This window comes from Flavobacterium sp. 103 (assembly GCF_003096795.1).
Taxonomy (GTDB): Bacteria; Bacteroidota; Bacteroidia; order Flavobacteriales; family Flavobacteriaceae; genus Flavobacterium.
In genome coordinates, this window is record NZ_QENX01000001.1 from 297,830 (window position 1) to 318,408 (window position 20,579).

Annotated in this window: 13 protein-coding genes; 12 read left to right on the plus strand and 1 reads right to left on the minus strand. The window is 37.8% G+C overall.

The genetic code is table 11. The features are described from left to right. Window positions 1-13 precede the first annotated feature (13 nt). The 12 genes from C8C85_RS01120 (at window position 14) to C8C85_RS01175 (ending at window position 18,184) form a co-directional block, all read left to right on the plus strand. The gene (locus C8C85_RS01120) at window positions 14-2,281 is read left to right on the plus strand and encodes a GH92 family glycosyl hydrolase (RefSeq protein WP_243412024.1); all 2,268 of its coding nucleotides are present in this window, start codon (window positions 14-16) and stop codon (window positions 2,279-2,281) included. 37 nt (window positions 2,282-2,318) lie between these two features. Next, window positions 2,319-3,176, plus strand: coding sequence for an endonuclease/exonuclease/phosphatase family protein (locus tag C8C85_RS01125; protein WP_116795427.1), 858 nt, complete (start codon window positions 2,319-2,321; stop codon window positions 3,174-3,176). Window positions 3,177-3,210: 34 nt separating this feature from the next. Beyond that, window positions 3,211-5,496, plus strand: a complete 2,286-nt coding sequence (locus tag C8C85_RS01130; RefSeq protein ID WP_116795428.1) for a GH92 family glycosyl hydrolase — start codon at window positions 3,211-3,213, stop codon at window positions 5,494-5,496. Between the two features lie 80 nt (window positions 5,497-5,576). Beyond that, window positions 5,577-7,037 (plus strand): glycoside hydrolase family 125 protein, encoded by a 1,461-nt coding sequence (locus C8C85_RS01135; protein ID WP_116795429.1) that lies wholly within the window; start codon window positions 5,577-5,579, stop codon window positions 7,035-7,037. Between the two features lie 10 nt (window positions 7,038-7,047). Further along, window positions 7,048-8,130 (plus strand): alkaline phosphatase family protein, encoded by a 1,083-nt coding sequence (locus C8C85_RS01140; RefSeq protein WP_116795430.1) that lies wholly within the window; start codon window positions 7,048-7,050, stop codon window positions 8,128-8,130. Between the two features lie 160 nt (window positions 8,131-8,290). Further along, complete coding sequence (locus C8C85_RS01145; RefSeq protein ID WP_116795431.1) at window positions 8,291-10,474, plus strand: alpha-galactosidase; 2,184 nt, start codon at window positions 8,291-8,293, stop codon at window positions 10,472-10,474. A 259-nt stretch (window positions 10,475-10,733) separates the two neighbouring features. After that, the gene (locus tag C8C85_RS01150) at window positions 10,734-11,642 is read left to right on the plus strand and encodes an ROK family protein (protein ID WP_116795432.1); all 909 of its coding nucleotides are present in this window, start codon (window positions 10,734-10,736) and stop codon (window positions 11,640-11,642) included. Between the two features lie 43 nt (window positions 11,643-11,685). Continuing rightward, window positions 11,686-12,690: an isoaspartyl peptidase/L-asparaginase family protein gene (locus C8C85_RS01155; protein WP_116795433.1), complete on the plus strand. Its 1,005-nt coding sequence runs from the start codon at window positions 11,686-11,688 to the stop codon at window positions 12,688-12,690. Between the two features lie 27 nt (window positions 12,691-12,717). Then, entirely contained in the window at window positions 12,718-13,392 is a 675-nt protein-coding gene (locus tag C8C85_RS01160) for a copper homeostasis protein CutC (RefSeq protein ID WP_116795434.1), read from the plus strand. Between the two features lie 58 nt (window positions 13,393-13,450). Continuing rightward, window positions 13,451-14,899: an alpha-L-fucosidase gene (locus tag C8C85_RS01165; RefSeq protein ID WP_116795435.1), complete on the plus strand. Its 1,449-nt coding sequence runs from the start codon at window positions 13,451-13,453 to the stop codon at window positions 14,897-14,899. An 89-nt stretch (window positions 14,900-14,988) separates the two neighbouring features. After that, on the plus strand, window positions 14,989-17,115 hold the full coding sequence (locus C8C85_RS01170; RefSeq protein WP_116795436.1) for an alpha-L-fucosidase: 2,127 nt from the start codon (window positions 14,989-14,991) through the stop codon (window positions 17,113-17,115). Between the two features lie 16 nt (window positions 17,116-17,131). Continuing rightward, window positions 17,132-18,184, plus strand: coding sequence for a sialidase family protein (locus C8C85_RS01175; protein WP_207786915.1), 1,053 nt, complete (start codon window positions 17,132-17,134; stop codon window positions 18,182-18,184). A 79-nt stretch (window positions 18,185-18,263) separates the two neighbouring features. Here C8C85_RS01175 and C8C85_RS01180 read toward each other — a convergent pair whose 3' ends face one another. Continuing rightward, on the minus strand, window positions 18,264-20,573 hold the full coding sequence (locus C8C85_RS01180) for a family 20 glycosylhydrolase (RefSeq protein WP_116795438.1): 2,310 nt from the start codon (window positions 20,571-20,573) through the stop codon (window positions 18,264-18,266). Between the last annotated feature and the right edge of the window lie 6 nt (window positions 20,574-20,579).

The following is a 20,579-nucleotide window of genomic DNA, read 5'->3' on the forward strand; positions in this document are numbered from 1 at the left end:
AAAAATAAAAAAGATGCAACCAAACAAATTAAAAGGCACAATTCTGGCAATGGCAAGTTTGTTTTTTGCAATGCCTGTTTTTTCTCAGGGCAAAGCAAAAAAATCTCCAAATGCCAATTATACCCAATTTGTAAATCCGTACATCGGCTCTGGTGGTCATGGACATATTTTTGTTGGGGCAAATGTTCCTTTCGGTGCAGTTCAATTGGGCCCTTCCACCATTTTTGAAGGCTGGGATTGGTGCAGTGCCTATAATTATTCCAGTAATACAATTCTAGGATTCACACACACTCACTTGAGCGGAACTGGAATCGGTGATTTGAATGACATTCTATTGCTGCCTGCAACGGGAAAAGTACCTTTGGTCAAAGCGGAGAAAAAAGACCCAAGCGGTTATGGTTCCACTTTTTCACACCAAAATGAAGTTGTAAAGCCAGGATATTACAGTGTTCTTTTGGACAAATACAATGTAAAAGCCGAATTAACTGCTTCGGAAAGAGTTGGTTTTCACAAATACACTTTCAATTCGAAAGATGAAGCTCATGTGTTGCTTGACCTTACTGATGGTGTGGGTTGGGATAGTCCAAAACAGACTATGATTCAAAAAACAGGAAGCAAAACAATTGTAGGTTATCGCCATTCAAAAGGTTGGGCCGATGACCAACGTTTGTTTTTTGCCATGGAATTTTCGGAAGAAATTTCAAATATTGCATTGTATGATAGCACTGCCGTAAAAAATGGTCTTCAGGGCGAAGGCCGAAAAATGAAATCCATTTTGGATTTCAAAAACAAAAAAGGAAATGTAATTATGGTGAAAGTGGGAATTTCACCAGTGAGTGTAGAAAATGCTGTTGCAAATATCAAAGCCGAAATTCCACAATGGGATTTTGCGAAAGCGGTTCAAAATGCCGACGCAAAATGGAACAAAGCTTTGTCAAAAATCGACATCAAAGCTGATGCTGATACCAAAACAATTTTCTATACTTCATTGTATCACACGATGTTTGCTCCATCAATTTTCAATGATGCAAATGGTGATTACAGAGGAACAGACAAAAAAATCTATAAAAATGCCGGTTTTGTAAACTACACCACCTTCTCTTTATGGGACACATATCGTGCGCTTCACCCACTTTACACTATCACCCAAGAGGACAAAATCAACGATATTATAAAAACATTTTTAGCAATTTACCAACAACAGGGAAGATTACCGGTTTGGCATTTGATGGGTAATGAAACCGATTGTATGAACGCGAATCACTCGATAGCCGTAATTGTGGATGCCTATTTTAAAGGGTATAGAAATTACGACGTGAATCTGGCATACGAAGCCATCAAAAAAACAGCGATGCAAACCCGTGCCGGAATGGATTATATACAAAAACTACAATACATTCCTGCAGACAGCCAATTCGAAACTGTTGCCAATGCATTAGAATATGCAATTGATGATTGGTGCATTGCCCGTATGGCAAAAGATTTAAATAAAATGGAAGATTACGCTTATTTCACAAAAAGAGCGGAATTATACAAACTCTATTTTGATAAAAACAGTGGTTTCATGCGTGGAAAATTGACTAATGGCCAATGGAATGAGCCTTTTGATCCAATGTCTTCCGCTCACCGTAAAGATGATTATGTAGAAGGAAATGCTTGGCAATACACTTGGTTGGTTCCTCAGGATCCTTATGGTTTAATTGATTTATTTGGCGGAGACCAAAAATTCATCGAAAAATTCGACCAGTTATTTACACAAAGTGAAAAAGTAGCCGGTGCGGAAGCTTCACCAGACATTAGTGGATTAATTGGACAATACGCTCAAGGAAATGAGCCGAGTCACCATATTCCGTATTTGTATGCTTATGTGGGGCAACCTTGGAAAACAGCCAAGATCGTTCGTCAGGTTTTTGACCAATTTTACACAACCAAAATTGACGGAATTTGCGGAAACGAAGATGTCGGACAAATGTCGGCTTGGTACGTGCTTTCCTCAATGGGATTCTATGCTGTGAATCCGGCAAACGGAACTTACGTTTTTGGAAGTCCAGCAGTTGATGAAGCGATTGTTCATTACAAAGAAAATGTATCATTCAAAATGACTGCAGTAAATAACAGCAAAACGAATATGTACATACAAAAAGTGGAATACAACGGAGAACCATATACAAAATCATACATCACTCACGACATGATCGTAAAAGGTGGTGAGTTAAAATTGTATATGGGAAGTCAGCCTTCATTGGACTTTGGAACAGCAAAAGCGGATAGACCACTGTAGGCGTACGAAAAACACACAACCAATTCAGAAAAGAAACATGAAGAAAATAATAGTTTTTTTAGGAATGTTTTTCGCTTTTGCAAATGCAAATGCGCAAACCAAAACAAAATCGAATCTGAATATCATGACGTTTAATATCCGTTATGATAATCCGGGCGATGGTTCGAACAGCTGGCAGTATCGAAAGGAAAACGCAATAAAAATGATTCGTTTCAACGAAATTGATATCCTCGGAATGCAAGAAGTTCTAGCTCATCAATTGAAAGATTTCACCGCAAATCTTCCTGAATATCGAGCTATAGGTGTAGGTAGAGAAGACGGAAAAGAAAAAGGGGAATACAGCCCAATCCTCTACAATAAAAATAAATTTACGTTAATCAAATCGGGCTATTTCTGGTTGAGCCAAACTCCTGAAAAACCTTCAAAAGGATGGGATGCCGCTTGCGAACGTATCGCGACTTGGGTGCAACTGAAAGACAAAGCAACCGGAAAAAAGCTATTTGTTCTAAATACACATTTTGATCATATAGGCGAAGTCGCAAGACGAGAAAGTGTGAATTTGATTAAAACAAAAATTGCCCAACTAAGTGAAGGAATGCCTCAAATCATGATGGGGGATTTGAATGCAACACCCGATTCATCGGTGATACAATCGTTGCTGACTGGAGATAAATCGTTAAGTTTATTGGATTCCAAAAAACTGGCTTCACTTGTATATGGCCCAAATTGGTCTTTTCACGATTTTGGAAAAATGCCTTTTAAAGACCGACCACTCATTGATTATATTTTAGTGACCAAAGGAATTACAGTTCATAAATATGGTGTCTTGGCAGAAACTTTAAACGATCTTTTCCTTTCGGATCATGCACCTGTGTTTATCAACATTTCTTTCTAAATAATCAACATTTGTTCAAAATAAAAACTTTATAATGAAAAATAACAGCTTCTTCTTTTTGGCATTTCTTTTTTTGAGCTTTGTTGCAAATGCACAAAACAAAACCGAAAGTCCTGCGGATCACGTTAATATTTTAATGGGAACACAATCGATTTACAGTTTGTCAAACGGAAATACCTATCCTGCAATTGCACGTCCTTGGGGAATGAATTTTTGGTCGCCGCAAACAGGCAAAATGGGTGACGGATGGATGTATACCTACACCGCCGAAAAAATACGCGGATTCAAACAAACGCACCAGCCATCACCTTGGATTAATGACTACGGTCAATTTTCAATCATGCCGGTTACGGGGAAATTAGCTTACAAAGAAGACGACAGAGCGAGTTGGTTCAGCCATAAATCAGAAATTGCAAAACCGCATTATTACAGCGTTTATCTTGCCGATTTTGACATTAATGCCGAAATGACTGCCACCGAAAGAGCGGCTCATTTCCAATTCACTTTTCCAAAAAATGAACAATCATCCGTTGTGATTGATGCTTTTGACAAAGGTTCATACATCAAAATCATTCCTTCAGAAAATAAAATCATTGGTTACACAACCAAAAATAGCGGTGGTGTTCCTGATAATTTCAAAAATTATTTTGTTTTGATATTCGACAAACCTTTTGAAACCAAATACACTTGGAACGACAATGGATTGACGAAGGACCAACTCGAAATGAAAGCCGACCATTCAGGAGCTGTTGTTGGTTTTAAAACGAATAAAGGAGAGAAAGTGAATGTTCGTGTAGCTTCGTCATTCATCAGCATTGAACAGGCGGAACAAAATTTGAAAGCCGAATTGAATAATGCCCCGTTTGAAAAAGTAGTGGCTGAATCCAAAGCAGCTTGGAATACCACTTTAGGAAAATTGAAAGCAGAAGGCGGAACCGAAGAGCAGATTAACACTTTTTACTCTTGTTTGTATCGCACCGTTTGTTTTCCACAAAAATTATATGAAATAGATGCCAAAGGAAAAATTGTGCATTACAGTCCGTACAACGGAAAAATTTTGGACGGTTATATGTATGGCGGAACAGGATTTTGGGACACTTTCCGCGCATTATATCCTCTGTTGAATTTGGTTTATCCTTCAATCAACAAAGAAATGCAGGAAGCTTTGATTAACGATTATAAAGAAGGTGGATTTTTACCTGAGTGGTCAAGTCCAGGTTTAAGGGATTGCATGGTGGGTAACAACTCTGCTTCAGTAGTTGCTGAGGCATATCTAAAAGGTTTAAGAGGCTACGACATCAACACTTTATATGAAGCTTTACAGCACGGTGCAAACAACGAAGGCCCGAATGCCACGGGACGAAAAGGTGTGGAATATTACAACACCCTGGGTTATGTTCCCTATGATGTAAAAATCAACGAGAATGCCGCTCGTACTCTTGAATATGCTTATGATGATTTTACGATTTGGAAATTGGCGAAAGCCTTAAACCGTCCGACTGCAGAAATTGCTTTGTACGAAAAACGAATGATGAACTATAAAAACGTTTTCAATCCGGAATTCAAATTGATGAGTGGAAGAAACAAAGACGGTAGTTTTACCAAGGATTTCAATCCGTTCAAATGGGGTGATGCTTTTACCGAAGGGAATAGTTTGCATTACAGCTGGAGCGTTTTTCATGACATTCAGGGATTGATTGATTTGATGGGGGGCGAAAAAGCCTTTACTGCAAAATTGGACGAGGTATTTTCGTTACCACCTACATTTGACGATTCATATTATGGCAGCGTGATTCATGAAATACGCGAAATGCAGATTATGAATATGGGACAATATGCCCACGGAAATCAGCCGATTCAGCATATGATTTATTTATACAATTTTGCGGGACAACCCTGGAAAGCGCAATATTGGTCAAGGGAAGTGATGAACCGTTTATACAAACCAACGCCTGATGGCTATTGTGGTGACGAAGACAACGGACAAACTTCAGCTTGGTATATTTTCTCTTCAATGGGCTTCTACCCTGTTTGCCCAGCTTCGGATGAATATGTTTTGGGTGCGCCTTTGTTCAAAAAAGTTACGGTTACTTTAGAAAACGGAAAACAAATAGTTATCAAAGCAGAAAAAAATTCAGCCGAAAACAAGTACGTTCAGGAATTGAAATGGAATCAAAAAGTATATGACAAAAATTACATCAACCATTTTGAATTGCAAAAAGGAGCCGAATTGGATTTCGATATGGTAAATAAACCCAACGAAAAACGAGGAACTTCGAAAACAAGTTATCCGTATTCCTATTCCACACAGAAAAAATAAACAAACACAGATTTTACCATTTTTTACAAACCTAATCATTTGCCAAAAATTGGTTCAATTTGACTCAAAAAATAAAACATATGCAATCACGTAGAAAATTTATAAAAAATACAGGACTTTTATCGGCAGGAATGCTAGCCTTGAACACTGAAGTTTTTGCTTCAAATACTAATTCCTTTTTCAATCTTGCTCCCGATTTCGTGAGCCAACGTCCTCCTTTGGCACAACGCAAATTCACCAGTAAAGCCATTGAAGACGCCATTGTAAGAATCAAAAAACAAATTGCCAATCCGGAATTGGCCTGGTTGTTCGAGAACTGTTTTCCAAATACTTTGGACACAACGGTCGATTTTGAAATCATCGATGGAAAACCAGATACTTATGTAATTACAGGCGATATCGATGCCATGTGGTTGCGTGATTCTACAGCTCAGATTTGGCCGTATATTCCTTTTGTAAAAGAAGATAAAAAGCTGAAAGAATTGGTAAAAGGAGTAATCAACCGTCAAACGAAATGTATTTTGTTAGACCCTTACGCCAATGCTTTTTACAAAGATTTCAATCAAGTTAGTGAATGGAAAAGCGATATTACCAAAATGCAACCTGGAATTCACGAGCGTAAATGGGAAATAGACAGTTTGTGTTATCCAGTTCGATTGGCGTACGGCTATTGGAAAGAAACTGGTGATACTTCAATGTTTGATGACAATTGGAAAAAAGCAATGAATTTGGTTTTACAAACGTTCAAAGAACAGCAGCGTTGGACAGATAAGGGACCATACACTTTCCAAAGAAACACTGCTTGGGCAACTGATGGTGTTCCTTTATCAGGTTATGGTTATCCCGTGAAACCTTGTGGATTGATTGTTTCAACTTTCCGTCCGAGTGATGACAGCACCTTGTTTGGTTATTTGATTCCGAGCAATATGTTTGCCATCGAAATATTGGGATACATGATTGAAATGTGTTCGACTTCGGCTTTGAAAGATGATGAAATCGTAAAAAAAGCAATCGAGTTGAGAGCGCAAGTTCAAAAAGGACTGAAAGAAAACGGAATCATTACCCACCCTAAATTCGGTGAAATCATAGCATTTGAAGTAAACGGTTATGGCAGTTTCCACTTTATGGATGATGCCAATGTGCCTTCATTATTGTCGTTGCCTTATTTGGGAGCTGTAAAACCAGATGATAAATTGTATTTGAATACGCGAAAAGTGGTACTTTCAGACAACAATCCATTTTTCTACAAAGGGAAAGCAGCCGAAGGAATTGGCGGACCACACACAGGAGCCGACACGATTTGGCCAATGAGTATCATTCTAAGAGCAATTACGAGTGTGGATGAAAACGAAATTCGAAATTGTATCAGCACCTTAAAGAAAACTCACGCCGATACAGGGTTTATGCACGAATCAATTCATAAAGACGACGCCACAAAATTCACTCGCAAATGGTTTGCTTGGGCAAATACTTTGTTCGGGGAATTGATTGTCAATGTCAGCAAAAATCATCCAAATATTCTAGCCGATAAAAATATTTAAATACATTCCTATGAAAAAATACTTATTACTATTGCTGATTTTTACAGGTGTTTTATCTTATGCACAACGAGCAGAAAACATTATTATCATAACGACGGATGGGCTAAGATGGCATGAGCTTTTTGAAGGAATGGATCAGACAATTGCCAAAGACCGAAAATTTAATCAAGGGGACAGTACCTATATTTTTAATAAATACTGGAGTCCTGACATTAAAGAACGTAGAGAAAAATTGACGCCATTTATCTGGTCAATTCTTGCTTCAAAAGGACAATTATATGGCAACAGAAATTATGGAAATAAAGTAAATAATGCCAATCCTCATTGGTTCAGTTATCCGGGTTATAGCGAAATAATGACTGGTTATGCCGATCCTGCCATAAATTCAAATGATTATGCTCCGAACCCTCATGTTACTTTACTGGAATTTTTAAACCAACAACCAAAACTAAAAGGGAAAGTGGCGGCTTTTGGTGCATGGGAAGCATTTGACCGAATCTTAAATGAAAAACGAAGCGGAATACCCGTGGCTTCAGCTTTTGATAATGTAGGAGGAAACAACCCAACTGAACAGCAGAAACTAATCAATAACATGCTTAGGGATTCTTACAAACCTTGGCATGCCGATGAGTGCTTTGATGTCTTTACGCAATACGAAGCCATGGAAGAATTAAAAACAAATAAGCCAAAAGTATTGTATGTTGCTTTTGGAGAAACAGACGAATGGGCCCATGCGGGACAATATCGTTCTTATTTGGATGCGGCTCATCAGGTTGACGCTTGGGTTAAACAAATTTGGGACTTTGTACAGAATGATCCAAAATATAAAAACAAAACAGCTTTGTTCATTACAACGGATCATGGTCGTGGTGATAAAATAAAACAGGAATGGACTAGTCATGGTAGTTCTATTCAGGATGCATCCGAAATATGGTTTGCCGCTATGGGACCTGGAATTAGTTCGAAAGGAGAAGTTAAAATGGAAGGACAGCTATATCAACAACAATTTGCCCAGACCATTGCTAAACTGATGGGATATACTTTCAAAGCAGAACATCCTATAGCTAAAGAAATAACAGAAGTATTGAAATAATAAACTTTTTTCGAATAATCGTTTTTTTAATGAATCAATAATTTTCAGTTATCCAATAAGTTTTTTAAAAAAATATCCGTCGTATTTTGTTTATTAATTGAACTCAGATTTAGACAGAATTTGAACAATTAATGCTTTTAATTTCAAAATAAATTTTTAAATGAATCGATTTCTGTTTTCAATCCTGACGATCTTAAATCTAGGCCTTACACAAGCGCAAAATAAGACAGAGCGCAAACAAAACTCACCCAATCAGCTAACTAATGTTGATTGGCTAGTTACGCCGATTACTCAAAAAGCCACAGTTTATGCGGAAGGAAAAAATATTATTCTGAATAATGGACTAGTAAGGAGAAGCTTTCGAATTACGCCCAATGTTGCCTGTACCGATTTTACCAATCTGACAAATGATCAACAATTAATAAGAGCAGTGAAACCGGAAGCAAAAATTACACTTGACGGAAAAGAATATGCCATCGGAGGATTGAGAGGTCAGAAAGAAAATGCCTATTTATTACCGGAATGGGTTGATAAAATGGAAGTTGGAAAAGAAGATTTCACATTCGTGAACTATACAATTTCGGATATAAAACCGTATATCAATTGGAAATCGACCAATTGGGCAATGAACAAAAAACAAGCCACAGGAAAATTATTGGTTTTTGAATATGCCTCTTCCCTACCGAAAATGAAAGGTTTGAAAGTAAAAGTAAATTACGAATTGTATGATGGATTACCATTAATTACAAAATCGATTTCAATCGAAAATGCAAGCCAGAAAGTTTTTAAACTAAATAAAGTTGTAAGCGAAACCATCGCAATGGTCGAAGAACAAAGCGCAGTAGAAGGCAATCCCGAAAAAATGAGAAGCCAACACGGATTTTATATAGAAACCAATTATGCTTTCAACAATTCGATGAGCTATGAGTTGAGCGATCAAACGACCCATTGGAAAATGGATTCTGTTTATACTTCCCAAGTACATTATAACTACAAAACGCCATGTCTTCTTGAAGTGTATCCCGATAAAGCTCCTGGAATTGAGTTGAAACCAAACGAAGTTTATAATTCGGTTCGTTCTAATGAGTTACTGATTGATACCTACGACCGTCAACGTCGCGGACTGATGATTAAGAGAATGTACAGTACAATTGCACCTTGGACTACCGAAAATCCAATTTTCATGCACTTGGTAAGTCAAAATGACGAACAAGTATGCACAGCGATTGACCAATGTGCCGCTACGGGTTATGAAGCGTTAATTTTGAGTTTCGGAAGTCATTTGAATATGGAATTGGACACACCCGAAAATCACCTAAAATGGAAAGCTTTGGCCGATTACGCTCACGGCAAAGGAGTTAAAATCGGAGGATATTCCTTGTTTAGCAGTCGACGAATCAGTGATGAAGACGATGTGGTCGATCCAAAAACAGGTAAACCTGGAGGTGCTTTTTTTGGAAATGCAGCTTGTTTTGGAAGTAAATGGGGATTGTCATATAGAGACCATATCAAGAAATTTTTCACAATAACAGGTTTTGATATTTGGGAAAATGATGGTCCTTACCCTGGTGATGTTTGTGCTTCGACGACACATCCAGGACACAAAGGTTTGGATGATTCACAGTGGAAGCAAATGGAAATCCAAAAAGAGTTGTACCGTTGGTTAAACGAAAAAGGAGTTTATATCAACGCTCCCGACTGGTATTTCCTTGACGGAACACACAAAATTGCCTTGGGCTACAGAGAAACAAACTTCTCTAGGTCGAGAGAACAACAACGTATTTTGAACCGTCAGAATATCCACGATGGAACCATTGAAAAATCGGCTTCGATGTCTTGGGGATTTGTTCCTCTGACCATTTATCAAGGAGGAGACGCTTCGGCAGTTTTGGAACCTTTGAGCGAACATCTAAAAGATTACGAACAATTAATGGTTCAATATTACGGAGCGGGAGTTCAGGCGTGTTACCGAGGTCCACGATTGTATGATACCGATGCCACGAAAGAATTGGTCAAAACAACAATCAACTGGTACAAAAAATACCGTGAAATTCTGAATTCCGATATGATTCAATTGCGTCGTGCCGATGGCAGAGACTGGGACGGTTTTTTGCATATGAATCCAACATTGAAACAAAAAGCATTTATAATGTTGTACAATCCGACCAAAGAAAAAATGATCAAAACAATCAAAGTCCCTTTATATTATTCGGGATTGACCGACAAAGCCATGATTCGCGAGAAAGAAGATGTTGCCAAAAGTTACAAGATCAACCGCAATTATGAAGTGGATTTGACTTTCACAATCGAACCGGAAAGTTATACTTGGTATGTCGTCGAATAACAAATAGAAATTGAATTTTAAAAGGCATATTAGCTTTAACTATGTCAAGATAATTCTATTAATTCATTAAAAAAAAGTTGCATTAGAATCAAAAACACTAATTAAAACTAAGCATAAAAAAAGGAAAATATTGGTTTTATGTTAAAAACTGGGTACCTGATATTCAATTTACTAATACGATTTAGTATTTCAATAAAATTTACCTACTTTTAGCAAAAAATCTAAAAAAAGAAAAAAATAAAGGAACAAAAGTATAAAAATGAAAAAAAGATTTGCAATAGGAATGGATATTGGCGGTTCGCACATTACTGCCGCAATTATTGATATAAATGAGATGAAAGTCGTTGAAGGGTCTGTTTCTAAAGTTTCTTTCAATTCTAATTTACCAGTTAAAGTGGTAATGGATTTTTGGGAAAATGCTATTCGTTCTTTATGTGAAAAAACACAGGTGGGAAAATTATCCGGAATTGCAATGGCTATTCCAGGTCCATTTGATTACGAAAATGGAACTTGCTGGATTAAAGACCAAAATAAATACGCTAATTTCTACGGTCTAAACATAAAAGACCTGTTAAGAGAACGTTTTGATTTTGATCAGGATTTCCCAATTGTTTTCGAAAATGATGCCATCAGTTTCGGAAAAGGAGAAGTTTACAAAAACACTGAAAACCTTTCTAAAAAAGTAATGGCAATAACATTGGGAACAGGGCTTGGTTCTTGTTTTATCGAAAACGGAAAAATTGTAAATTCAGGTGAAAACGTCCCTAAGCATGGTGAAATATGGGATCATCCTTATCAAAACGGTATAGCAGAAGATTCTATATCATTAAGAGGGTTACTTTCCAATTACCATCATTTAAGCGACATCCAACTAAAAAAAGGCATAGAACTATATCACTTGGCTATTGAGGGAAATGAAAAAGCAATCAAATCTTTTAATAAATTTGGAGAAGACATAGCCGAGGTTGTAATTCCTTGGTTAAAAAGCTTTAATGCAGATATGCTTGTTGTTGGTGGTAAATTAGCAAACGCGGGAGATTTATTTCTGAATATTTTCAGAGAAAAAGTAAAAGACGCAGGAATTGAAATTGAACTGGTAATCTCAAGTGATAATGAAACAGCTGCTTTATTGGGAGTAGCCACTTTGCTTTACGAAGTTAACGTATAATAATACTTTCTGATTTTAAAAATCAGATTAAAAATAAAGAGAGATGACAAATCGTAGAAATTTTCTAAAAAAAACAGCCATTGCATCGGCAGCAGTTGCATTGAGCTCCTTCAAAGGAATTGCTTCAGAAGGTGAAGAAACAATTATTGATTCTTCAAAAGTAAGAAAGCCTATTGTTCTTTCTACTTGGCGTTTTGGGCTTGAGGCCAATGAAGCGGCCTGGGAAGTATTGAAAAAAGGAGGACGTGCCTTAGATGCTGTTGAGGCTGGTGTAAGAGTACCCGAAGGCGATCCGAAAGAAAGAAGTGTGGGTTACGGAGGACGTCCCGACAGAGATGGACGCGTAACGCTGGATGCCTGCATCATGGACGAAATGTCGAATATAGGGTCAGTAGGATGTCTGGAATTTATCAAACACCCAATATCTGTGGCACGTGCCGTGATGGAAAAAACACCACACGTAATGTTGGTGGGAGACGGAGCGCTTCAATTTGCCTTATCGCAAGGATTTCCAAAAGAAAATTTATTGGTTCCCGATTCTGAAAGAGAATGGAAAGAATGGTTGAAAACTTCAGAATACAAACCAATTGCCAATATCGAAAATCACGATACCATCGGGATGATTGCTTTGGATGCTGCTGGAAATCTATCGGGAGCCTGCACTACTAGCGGGATGGCATTCAAAATGCACGGACGATTAGGAGACTCCCCTATTATCGGTGCGGGTTTATATGTTGATAACGAAATTGGTGCTGCAACAGCAACTGGGCACGGCGAAGAGGTAATCCGAATTGCAGGATGTCACTTGGTTGTCGAATTGATGCGTCAGGGCAGATCTCCTCAAAAAGCATGTGAAGAAGCAGTTTTGAGAGTGGTAAAACTGATGAAAAACAGAAATAAGAATCTGAAAGATATTCAGGTTGGATTTATAGCCTTAAACAAAAAAGGCGATTACGGTTCCTATTGCGTACAAAGCGGTTTCAACTATGCCGTTTATGACGATACCGGAAACCGATTGATCGATCCAGATTTTTATTTAAAACCATAAAAAAAAACAAAAGTATTAACCAGTACAATGAAAAGATACAATTTGGAAATTGCTTGTTTCAATCCGGAATCGGCAGTGATTGCACAAAAAAATGGAGCAAACCGCGTTGAACTTTGTGATGAAATGATTGAAGGAGGTACAACTCCATCACCGGAAGCGGTAATCACAACCCGCGAAGAATTGACGATTGATATGAACGTAATGATTCGTCCACGTGGCGGAAATTTCGTTTATAGCGACGCGGAATTCGAACAAATGAAACAAGAAGTAAAAGAATACAAAAAATTTAAAGTTGACGGATTTGTATTCGGAATTTTAAATAAGGACAACAGTATCAACGTAGAACGAAACAAAGAGTTGGTGTTTTTGGCAAGACCGTTGCCTTGTACTTTCCATCGTGCTTTTGACGTGGTTACTGATGTTTATAATTCCTTAGAAACCGTTATTGATTGTGGATTCAAAACCATTTTGACTTCTGGACAGGAACCAAATGTAGTGGAAGGAATTTCAGTTTTGGAACAACTGGCCAAAAAAGCAGGAAACCGTATTGTCATCATGCCTGGCGGAGGTGTTCGTTCCTCGAATATAACCATGCTAAAAGAAAAAATGAATACATCATTCTACCATTCATCGGCAATAACCGATGGAACAGAAATAGCCGATGGCAAAGAAATAAAAGCTTTAGTTACTAATTTAAAGTAAAAACACTCTCATAAATATTTTGCTTGTGAGCCATTTATCATTTTAAAAAAGACAGAAAATGAAAAACAGATTCAAGTTATTGTTTACAGCATTAATCTTTGCCAAAGCAATTTCGCTTCATGCCCAAAACGATTTCAGTATGAAGGCTGACAAATCGGAAGAGGAAGGTTATGTATGGACAAAAGATCCTCTTGTAAAAGCCAACCTTGATAAATGGCAGGGTTACAAATTTGGCGTATTGATCCACATGGGACTTTACACTCAGTTAGGAACAGTGGAATCTTGGGGCTTGGCTCCGGAAGATTGGGTAACCAGAGACGGTTATGACAGTTATTACAAATATGCCACCGATTACAGAAATACCAAATACAAATTGAATCCGACAAATCTGGACTCAGAAAAATGGGCAAAAATGTTCAAAAGTGCCGGAGCAAAATATTTGATTTTTACCTCCAAACACCATGATGGATTTTGTATGTATGATTCAAAATTTACCGATTTTAAAATCACAAATCCAGAACTGCCTTATGCCAAAAACCCTAAAGCAGATGTGTTGAAAAACGTATTGGATGCGTCCAGAAAAGAAGGATTGGCAGTGGGTGTTTATTTCTCCAAGCCCGATTGGACAACCGAAAACTTCTGGTGGTCCTACTACCCGCCAAAAGATAGAAACCCTACGTATGACATCACAAAATTTCCAGACAGATGGAAAAGCTATGTACAATACACTCAAAATCAGTTGAACGAGTTGACTACAAATTACGGAAAGGTTGACATTCTTTGGCTTGATGGATGTTGGGTTAGACCATTATCTACCATTAATAAAAAAGTGGAAGAATTCTGTAAATATCCATATGACATGGACATCAACATGAAATTAATTTCAGAAACGGCTCGCAAAAAACAACCGGGAATGTTGGTTGTAGATCGTTGGGTTCCGAGCGAATATGAAAATTATTTAACCCCAGAACAAAAAACACCGGAGAAGCCATTATCTGTGCCATGGGAAAGTTGCATCACTCTTGGAGGAGCTTGGGGCTGGGTACCAAATGACAATTACAAATCTTCAAAAGAAGTAGTACAATTATTGACCTCTATCGTGGTAAAAGGTGGAAACCTGTTATTGGGAGTTGGACCTGATGCCAAAGGGGAATTTGATCCAAAAATTGAAAAAACTTTGGCTAGCGTAGGAAAATGGTTGACAGTAAATGGTGAAGCTATTTACGATACTAAACCAGTTGCGCCATATTTAGACGGAAAAGTGGGTTATACTCAAAAAGGAAATGCAATTTACGGTATTTATATGCCTGCAAAAGATGAAAAAGAATTGCCTGCCGAAATCACCATCAAAACGGATATGAAAGGCAGTTTAAAAGCTACTTTATTGAGCAACAAACAAAAATTGACCAGCAAAAAAGTAGAAGGCGGAATCAAAATCACGATTCCAAAAGAACTCAGAACTTCTTTAGCCGGTCAAGAAGCGGTAGTTATTAAAGTGAGTAAATAATTCTTCGGAAGAAGCTATAGAAATAATCAGTCAGTAATATCATCATTTATTGACTGATTATTTTTTGTTTCAATTTAAAATTGTAAAAGATGAAAAAACAGTTATTAACAGTTTTGGGATGCTTGATGTTTTTGTCAATGACAGCGCAGAAAACGGCTGCCCCAGTACCTTATGGAGTTTTGCCTAGCGAAGCCCAATTGCGTTGGCAGGAATTGGAACAATATGTTTTAGTCCATTTTACACCAACGACTTTTCAGAACAAAGAATGGGGATATGGTGATGCCGACCCAAAAATTTTCAATCCAGCAAAATTTGATGCAAGCCAAATCGTGAATGCCGCCAAAGACGGTGGTTTCAAAGGAGTGATTCTTGTTGCCAAACATCATGACGGATTCTGTTTATGGCCAACTAAAACAACAGCTTATAATATTAGTAAAAGTCCTTTCCGAAACGGAAAAGGTGACATGGTGAAAGAATTTGAACTTGCAACACGCAATGCTGGAATGCAATTTGGACTCTATTGTTCACCTTGGGACAGAAATAATGAAGATTATGGAAAGCCTGAATATGTTACCAAATATCGTAATCAATTGAGAGAATTGTACTCGAATTACGGAAAATTATTTATTACCTGGTTTGATGGTGCCAATGGTGGTGATGGTTATTATGGTGGTAAAAATGAAAAAAGAAGTATCGATCGTGGTACTTATTACGGATGGGAAACCACTTGGGGTATTTCCAGAAAAATGCAGCCCGGAGCGGTTATTTTTGCCGATATGGGAGATGTCCGTTGGGTAGGTAATGAACACGGTTTTGCAGCTGAAACCTCTTGGGCAACCTTTACTCCACAACCAGCTAAAGGTAAAACAATTGCTGCTCCTGGCGAAACCAATTCAGAGAAAGCTCCGGAAGGAACACGAAACGGTAAGTTTTGGAAACCTGCAGAATGTGATGTACCGCTTAGAAATGGTTGGTTTTACCACACAAACGAAGACAATCAGGTAAAATCAGTTTCAAAATTATTCGAGATTTACTGTAAATCTGTTGGAAGAGGTGGTTGTCTGGATTTAGGAATTTCACCTAATACAGACGGTTTATTACATCCAAACGACGTCAAAGCATTGAAAGATTTTGGTGATTTCTTAAAGCAATTATATGCCGATAATCTAGCAAAATCGGCTGTAATTACTGCTTCGGAAATTAGAGGAGGTGATAACAAATCATTCGGAACCAAAAATCTGACTGATGACGATCGTTACTCCTATTGGGCTACCAGTGATGATGTAAAAAAAGCTTCAGTTACTTTAGAATGGAAAAAAGAACAAACTTTTAATATCATCCGTCTGAGAGAAAACATCAAACTTGGTCAACGCATCGAAAAAATTGAAATTGATGCTTTTATCAATGGTAATTGGAAAAAAGTGGGCGAAGCTACAAGTATTGGAGCTAATAGATTAGTGCGCTTACAAAATTATATATCCACTTCAAAACTGAGAATTCGTATCGAAGAATCACCTGTTTGTATTGCTTTAAGCGATGTGGGAGTGTTTAAAGAACCGGAACAATTACCGCTTCCAAAAATCAAAAGAGACAAAGTGGGAATGGTTTCAATAACTACCGACATGGCGGTAAACCAAATCCGTTACACCATTGACGGAACCGAGCCTACTGCTCAATCTCCGGTCTATGAAGGTGCCTTTTCATTTTTAACATCTGGTGAAATCAAAGCCAAATCATTTGGCACTAATATGAAATCTGGCGAAACAGTAATTCAATCCTTTAATGTCTGCAAAAAAGACTGGAAAATAGTCGCTGCTTCTTTTGATAATCAGGAAAAAGGAAAATCATCGAATGCAATTGACGAAAATGAAGAAACCCTTTGGAACACTTCCGATAATACATCGGCAACAGCCTTACCTCAATCTATTACTGTCGATATGGGCAAAGAAATGTCAATCGTTTCCCTGTCATATTTGCCTCGCCAAAACGGAACAGGTGGAATTGTGAAAAACTACCAATGGCAGACAAGTATAGACAATGTAACTTGGACAACAGTAACTGAAGGTGAATTTTCCAACATCAAAAGCAATCCGGTGGAGCAAAACATTGTTTTAAAAACGCCTGCAAAAGCCAGATATTTTAAATTCATCGGAAAAACCAGCGTGGATGGAAATTATATCAGTGCTGCTGAATTGGGAGTGAAAACACTAAAATAAAATCTAAAACAGAACCATGCATATTTTAAAACAAAATAGTATCATACTGATGTTGGTTTTATCAATGATGGTTGTAAAAGCACAGAATTCCTCAAAAGTCAAATTAATTACTCAGGAAAATATTTTTCCCGAAAGCACTTTCAAAAGCTGTCACGCCTCAACCTTAGTCGAATTGAGTGATCATCGAATAATGGCATCTTGGTTTGCAGGCGAGCATGAAGGTGCCAATGATGTAGCGATTTGGACATCAGTTTTGGAAAACGGAAAATGGAGTCAACCTAAATCCATTGCCAATGGGATTCAAAATGATACAGTTCGTTTTGCCTGTTGGAATCCAGTTTTATTCAAAAACAAAAAAGGGAAATTGTTTTTGTTTTACAAAGTAGGTCCAAATCCACGGGAATGGTGGGGAGAAATGAAGGTTTCCAACAACGACGGAAAATCGTGGGGAAAAGCCATAAGATTGCCCAATGAAATTCTGGGGCCAATTAAAAACAAACCCATTCAACTCAAATCTGGTAAAATTATTTATCCTTCAAGCACAGAAAGCGTAAAGGATAATATTTGGAAAATCCATATAGAAATTAGCGACAGTAATGCTTCCAAATGGAATAAGATAGCTATCGACAATGGAGAATTTGGACTAATTCAGCCTTCTATTGTGGAATACGCCGATGGAAGTCTTCAAATGCTATGCCGAAGCCGACAAAATGTAATTGTCGAAACCTGGTCAACAGATGAAGGCCTGACTTGGTCTAAACCAGCTGCGATTTCACTTCCCAATCCCAATTCAGGTATTGATTCCGTGATGCTTAAAAACGGTAGTCAGCTTTTAGTTTATAATCCAATGATTTCTGGAAAAGATTGGTGGTTGGGACGCTCGGAACTAAGATTGGCTATTTCTAAAGACGGAAAAAACTGGACGGATATTTGCACTTTAGAAAAACACGAAAAAGGAGAATACAGTTATCCTGCAATCATACAGAGTGGGGACGGAAATATTCACATTTCATATACCGACAACAGGAAAAATATACATTATATTTCAGTTGATATCACTCAATTATAATTAAAAATCCTTTAACATAAAAAAACAGCTGTGATTTAAACGAAAATCACAGCTGTTTTATTTTTGAGAAATCTCTTTATTACTCCACCATAATTTCATCAACAAACAACCAAGCAGATTGATTTTCGCCGGGATGGCCCGCAGGACACTGACCTAGGTTTTTGGCGGTAACGCGAACAACTTTCACTTTCTGTTCCGAAAATTTGGCCGTAAAGTCTTTTATCTGCGTGTCTCTTTCTGCAACTGGAATAGTATTGGTTATTGTTTTTACTTCCTTAAAATTAATTCCATCATCCGATACTTCAAACTTCACCCATAGCGGTAAAAACACCCATTGCCCCCAATTTTGAATACACCCCAAAGTAATGCTGCCAACAGTAGTGCTCGCTCCCAAATCAATAGTGGCAACCAAATCATTTCCATTGAATGCATGCCATTGTTTGCTTATATTTTTTGTCCCTCTAAAACCATCCGTTAGTGAATTGGCTCCATTAGCAGGATAATAGCGACTAAAGGCATTTGCATACGTCACTGTTTTTCCTGTAGCCTTATTAAAAGTAAATGATTGTTCTGCTGGTTTGGCATTCATCACCTTGTTGTTCAATGCCATGATTGCTTTTACTGTCATAGATGTATTGACTTCAAAAGGTTTTTCATACTTAGTGCTTCCGGTTGAAGGAATACTTCCATCGATTGTATAATAAATTAAACCATCTGTATTCTCTGTTTCGAGAGCAATAGAAAGTTTGTTGTTTTCCACGATTGGCATAATATCCACTTTAAAATTCCCTTTGGAATAATGAAGCCCTTTTTGCTCAAAACCTACCAAATGAGGCTGCAAACGCTCATTAAAATTTTTCCAATTGCGTTGTTCTTTTGGAGACCACAATACTTCTGCCAAAGCGGGCATACGAGGAAGAATCATATATTCTGCCTGTTCCGCTGTTGGTATATATTCTGTCCATAGATTAGCCTGTGAACCCAAAACGCGCTTACCTTCTTCCTTGCTTAATTCTGCAGGAATCGGTTCATAACTATACACTTTTTTCAAAGTATTAAAACCTCCAATCGCAGCTGGCTCTGTTTCTGGATCACCCTGATAATGGTCAAAATAGCACGGAAAACCGGGAGTCATAATAACATCGTGTCCCATCTTGGCAGCCTCGATTCCTCCTGCTTCGCCTTGCCAGCTCATAACAGTGGCTTCTGGAGCCAATCCTCCTTCCAGAATTTCATCCCAACCAATCATTTTTCTATCCTTTGAAACCAAGAATTTTTCCATTCGACGAATAAAATAACTCTGCAATTCTTTTTCATCTTTCAATTGCTCCGTTTTCATTCTGGCTTGACATTTTGCGCAATTTTTCCAACTCGTTTTATCCACTTCATCTCCTCCAATATGAATGTATTTAGAAGGGAAAATTGCCATCACCTCAGTAAGTACATCTTCCAAAAAAGCAAAAGCCTGATCATTGCCCGCACAGTAATTACTTTCGCCTTTACTGGCAAAGAAATTTCCTGATTGACCGAAATTATTTTTTGAATTACAGGAAAGTTCTGGATAAGCTGCCATCGCCGCTTCTGAATGTCCTGGCATTTCAATCTCTGGTACCACAGTAATATTTCTTTCTTTTGCGTAAGCCACAATCTCTTTGGCCTGTTCCTGCGTATAATAACCTCCATAAGTCGATTTACTTCTGTCTGCATTAAATTCTACCTCGGCCCAATTCCAAGATTTCCCCCAATCATCTACACGCCAAGCTGCCTGCTGGGTAAGTTTAGGATATTTTTTGATTTCCAAACGCCATCCGGCTCCGTCAACCAAATGCCAATGAAAAACGTTCATTTTATAAGTCGCAAGCAAATCGATAAATTCTTTCACCAATTCGGGTGCAAAAAAATGGCGACTGACATCCAGCATCAACCCTCTCCATTGAAAACGAGGATAATCCTTGATTTCCATACTAGGAATCTGAACCAAATCATTGTTTCTTGTAAAAGGTAAAGTTTGCAATAATGATTGGACCCCATAAAATAATCCTTTGGAGGTATTTGCCTTTACAAGAATTTCGTTCGGATTCACACTAATCAAATAGCCCTCATCCCCTATTTCTCCAATTTTATCGATGCTAAAAATAATCTTTCCACCTTTGGTCTTATTATCTTTTAACTCATAGCCTGAAACTTTCTTTACATATTCTGTGAAAAAGTGAACCACTTTCTCCGTTTCCTTATCTTTTTTGGAAAATTTTATTGTTGTTTTATCATCAATGACAAAACTGCCTTGTTTCATTTCTAAACTTACGGGTTGCGGAATAATGTGAACCGCCTGCTGCGCCCTCGATAACATGGAGAATAGCAATACCGTCAATAAAATTGTTTTTTTCATTTTTTA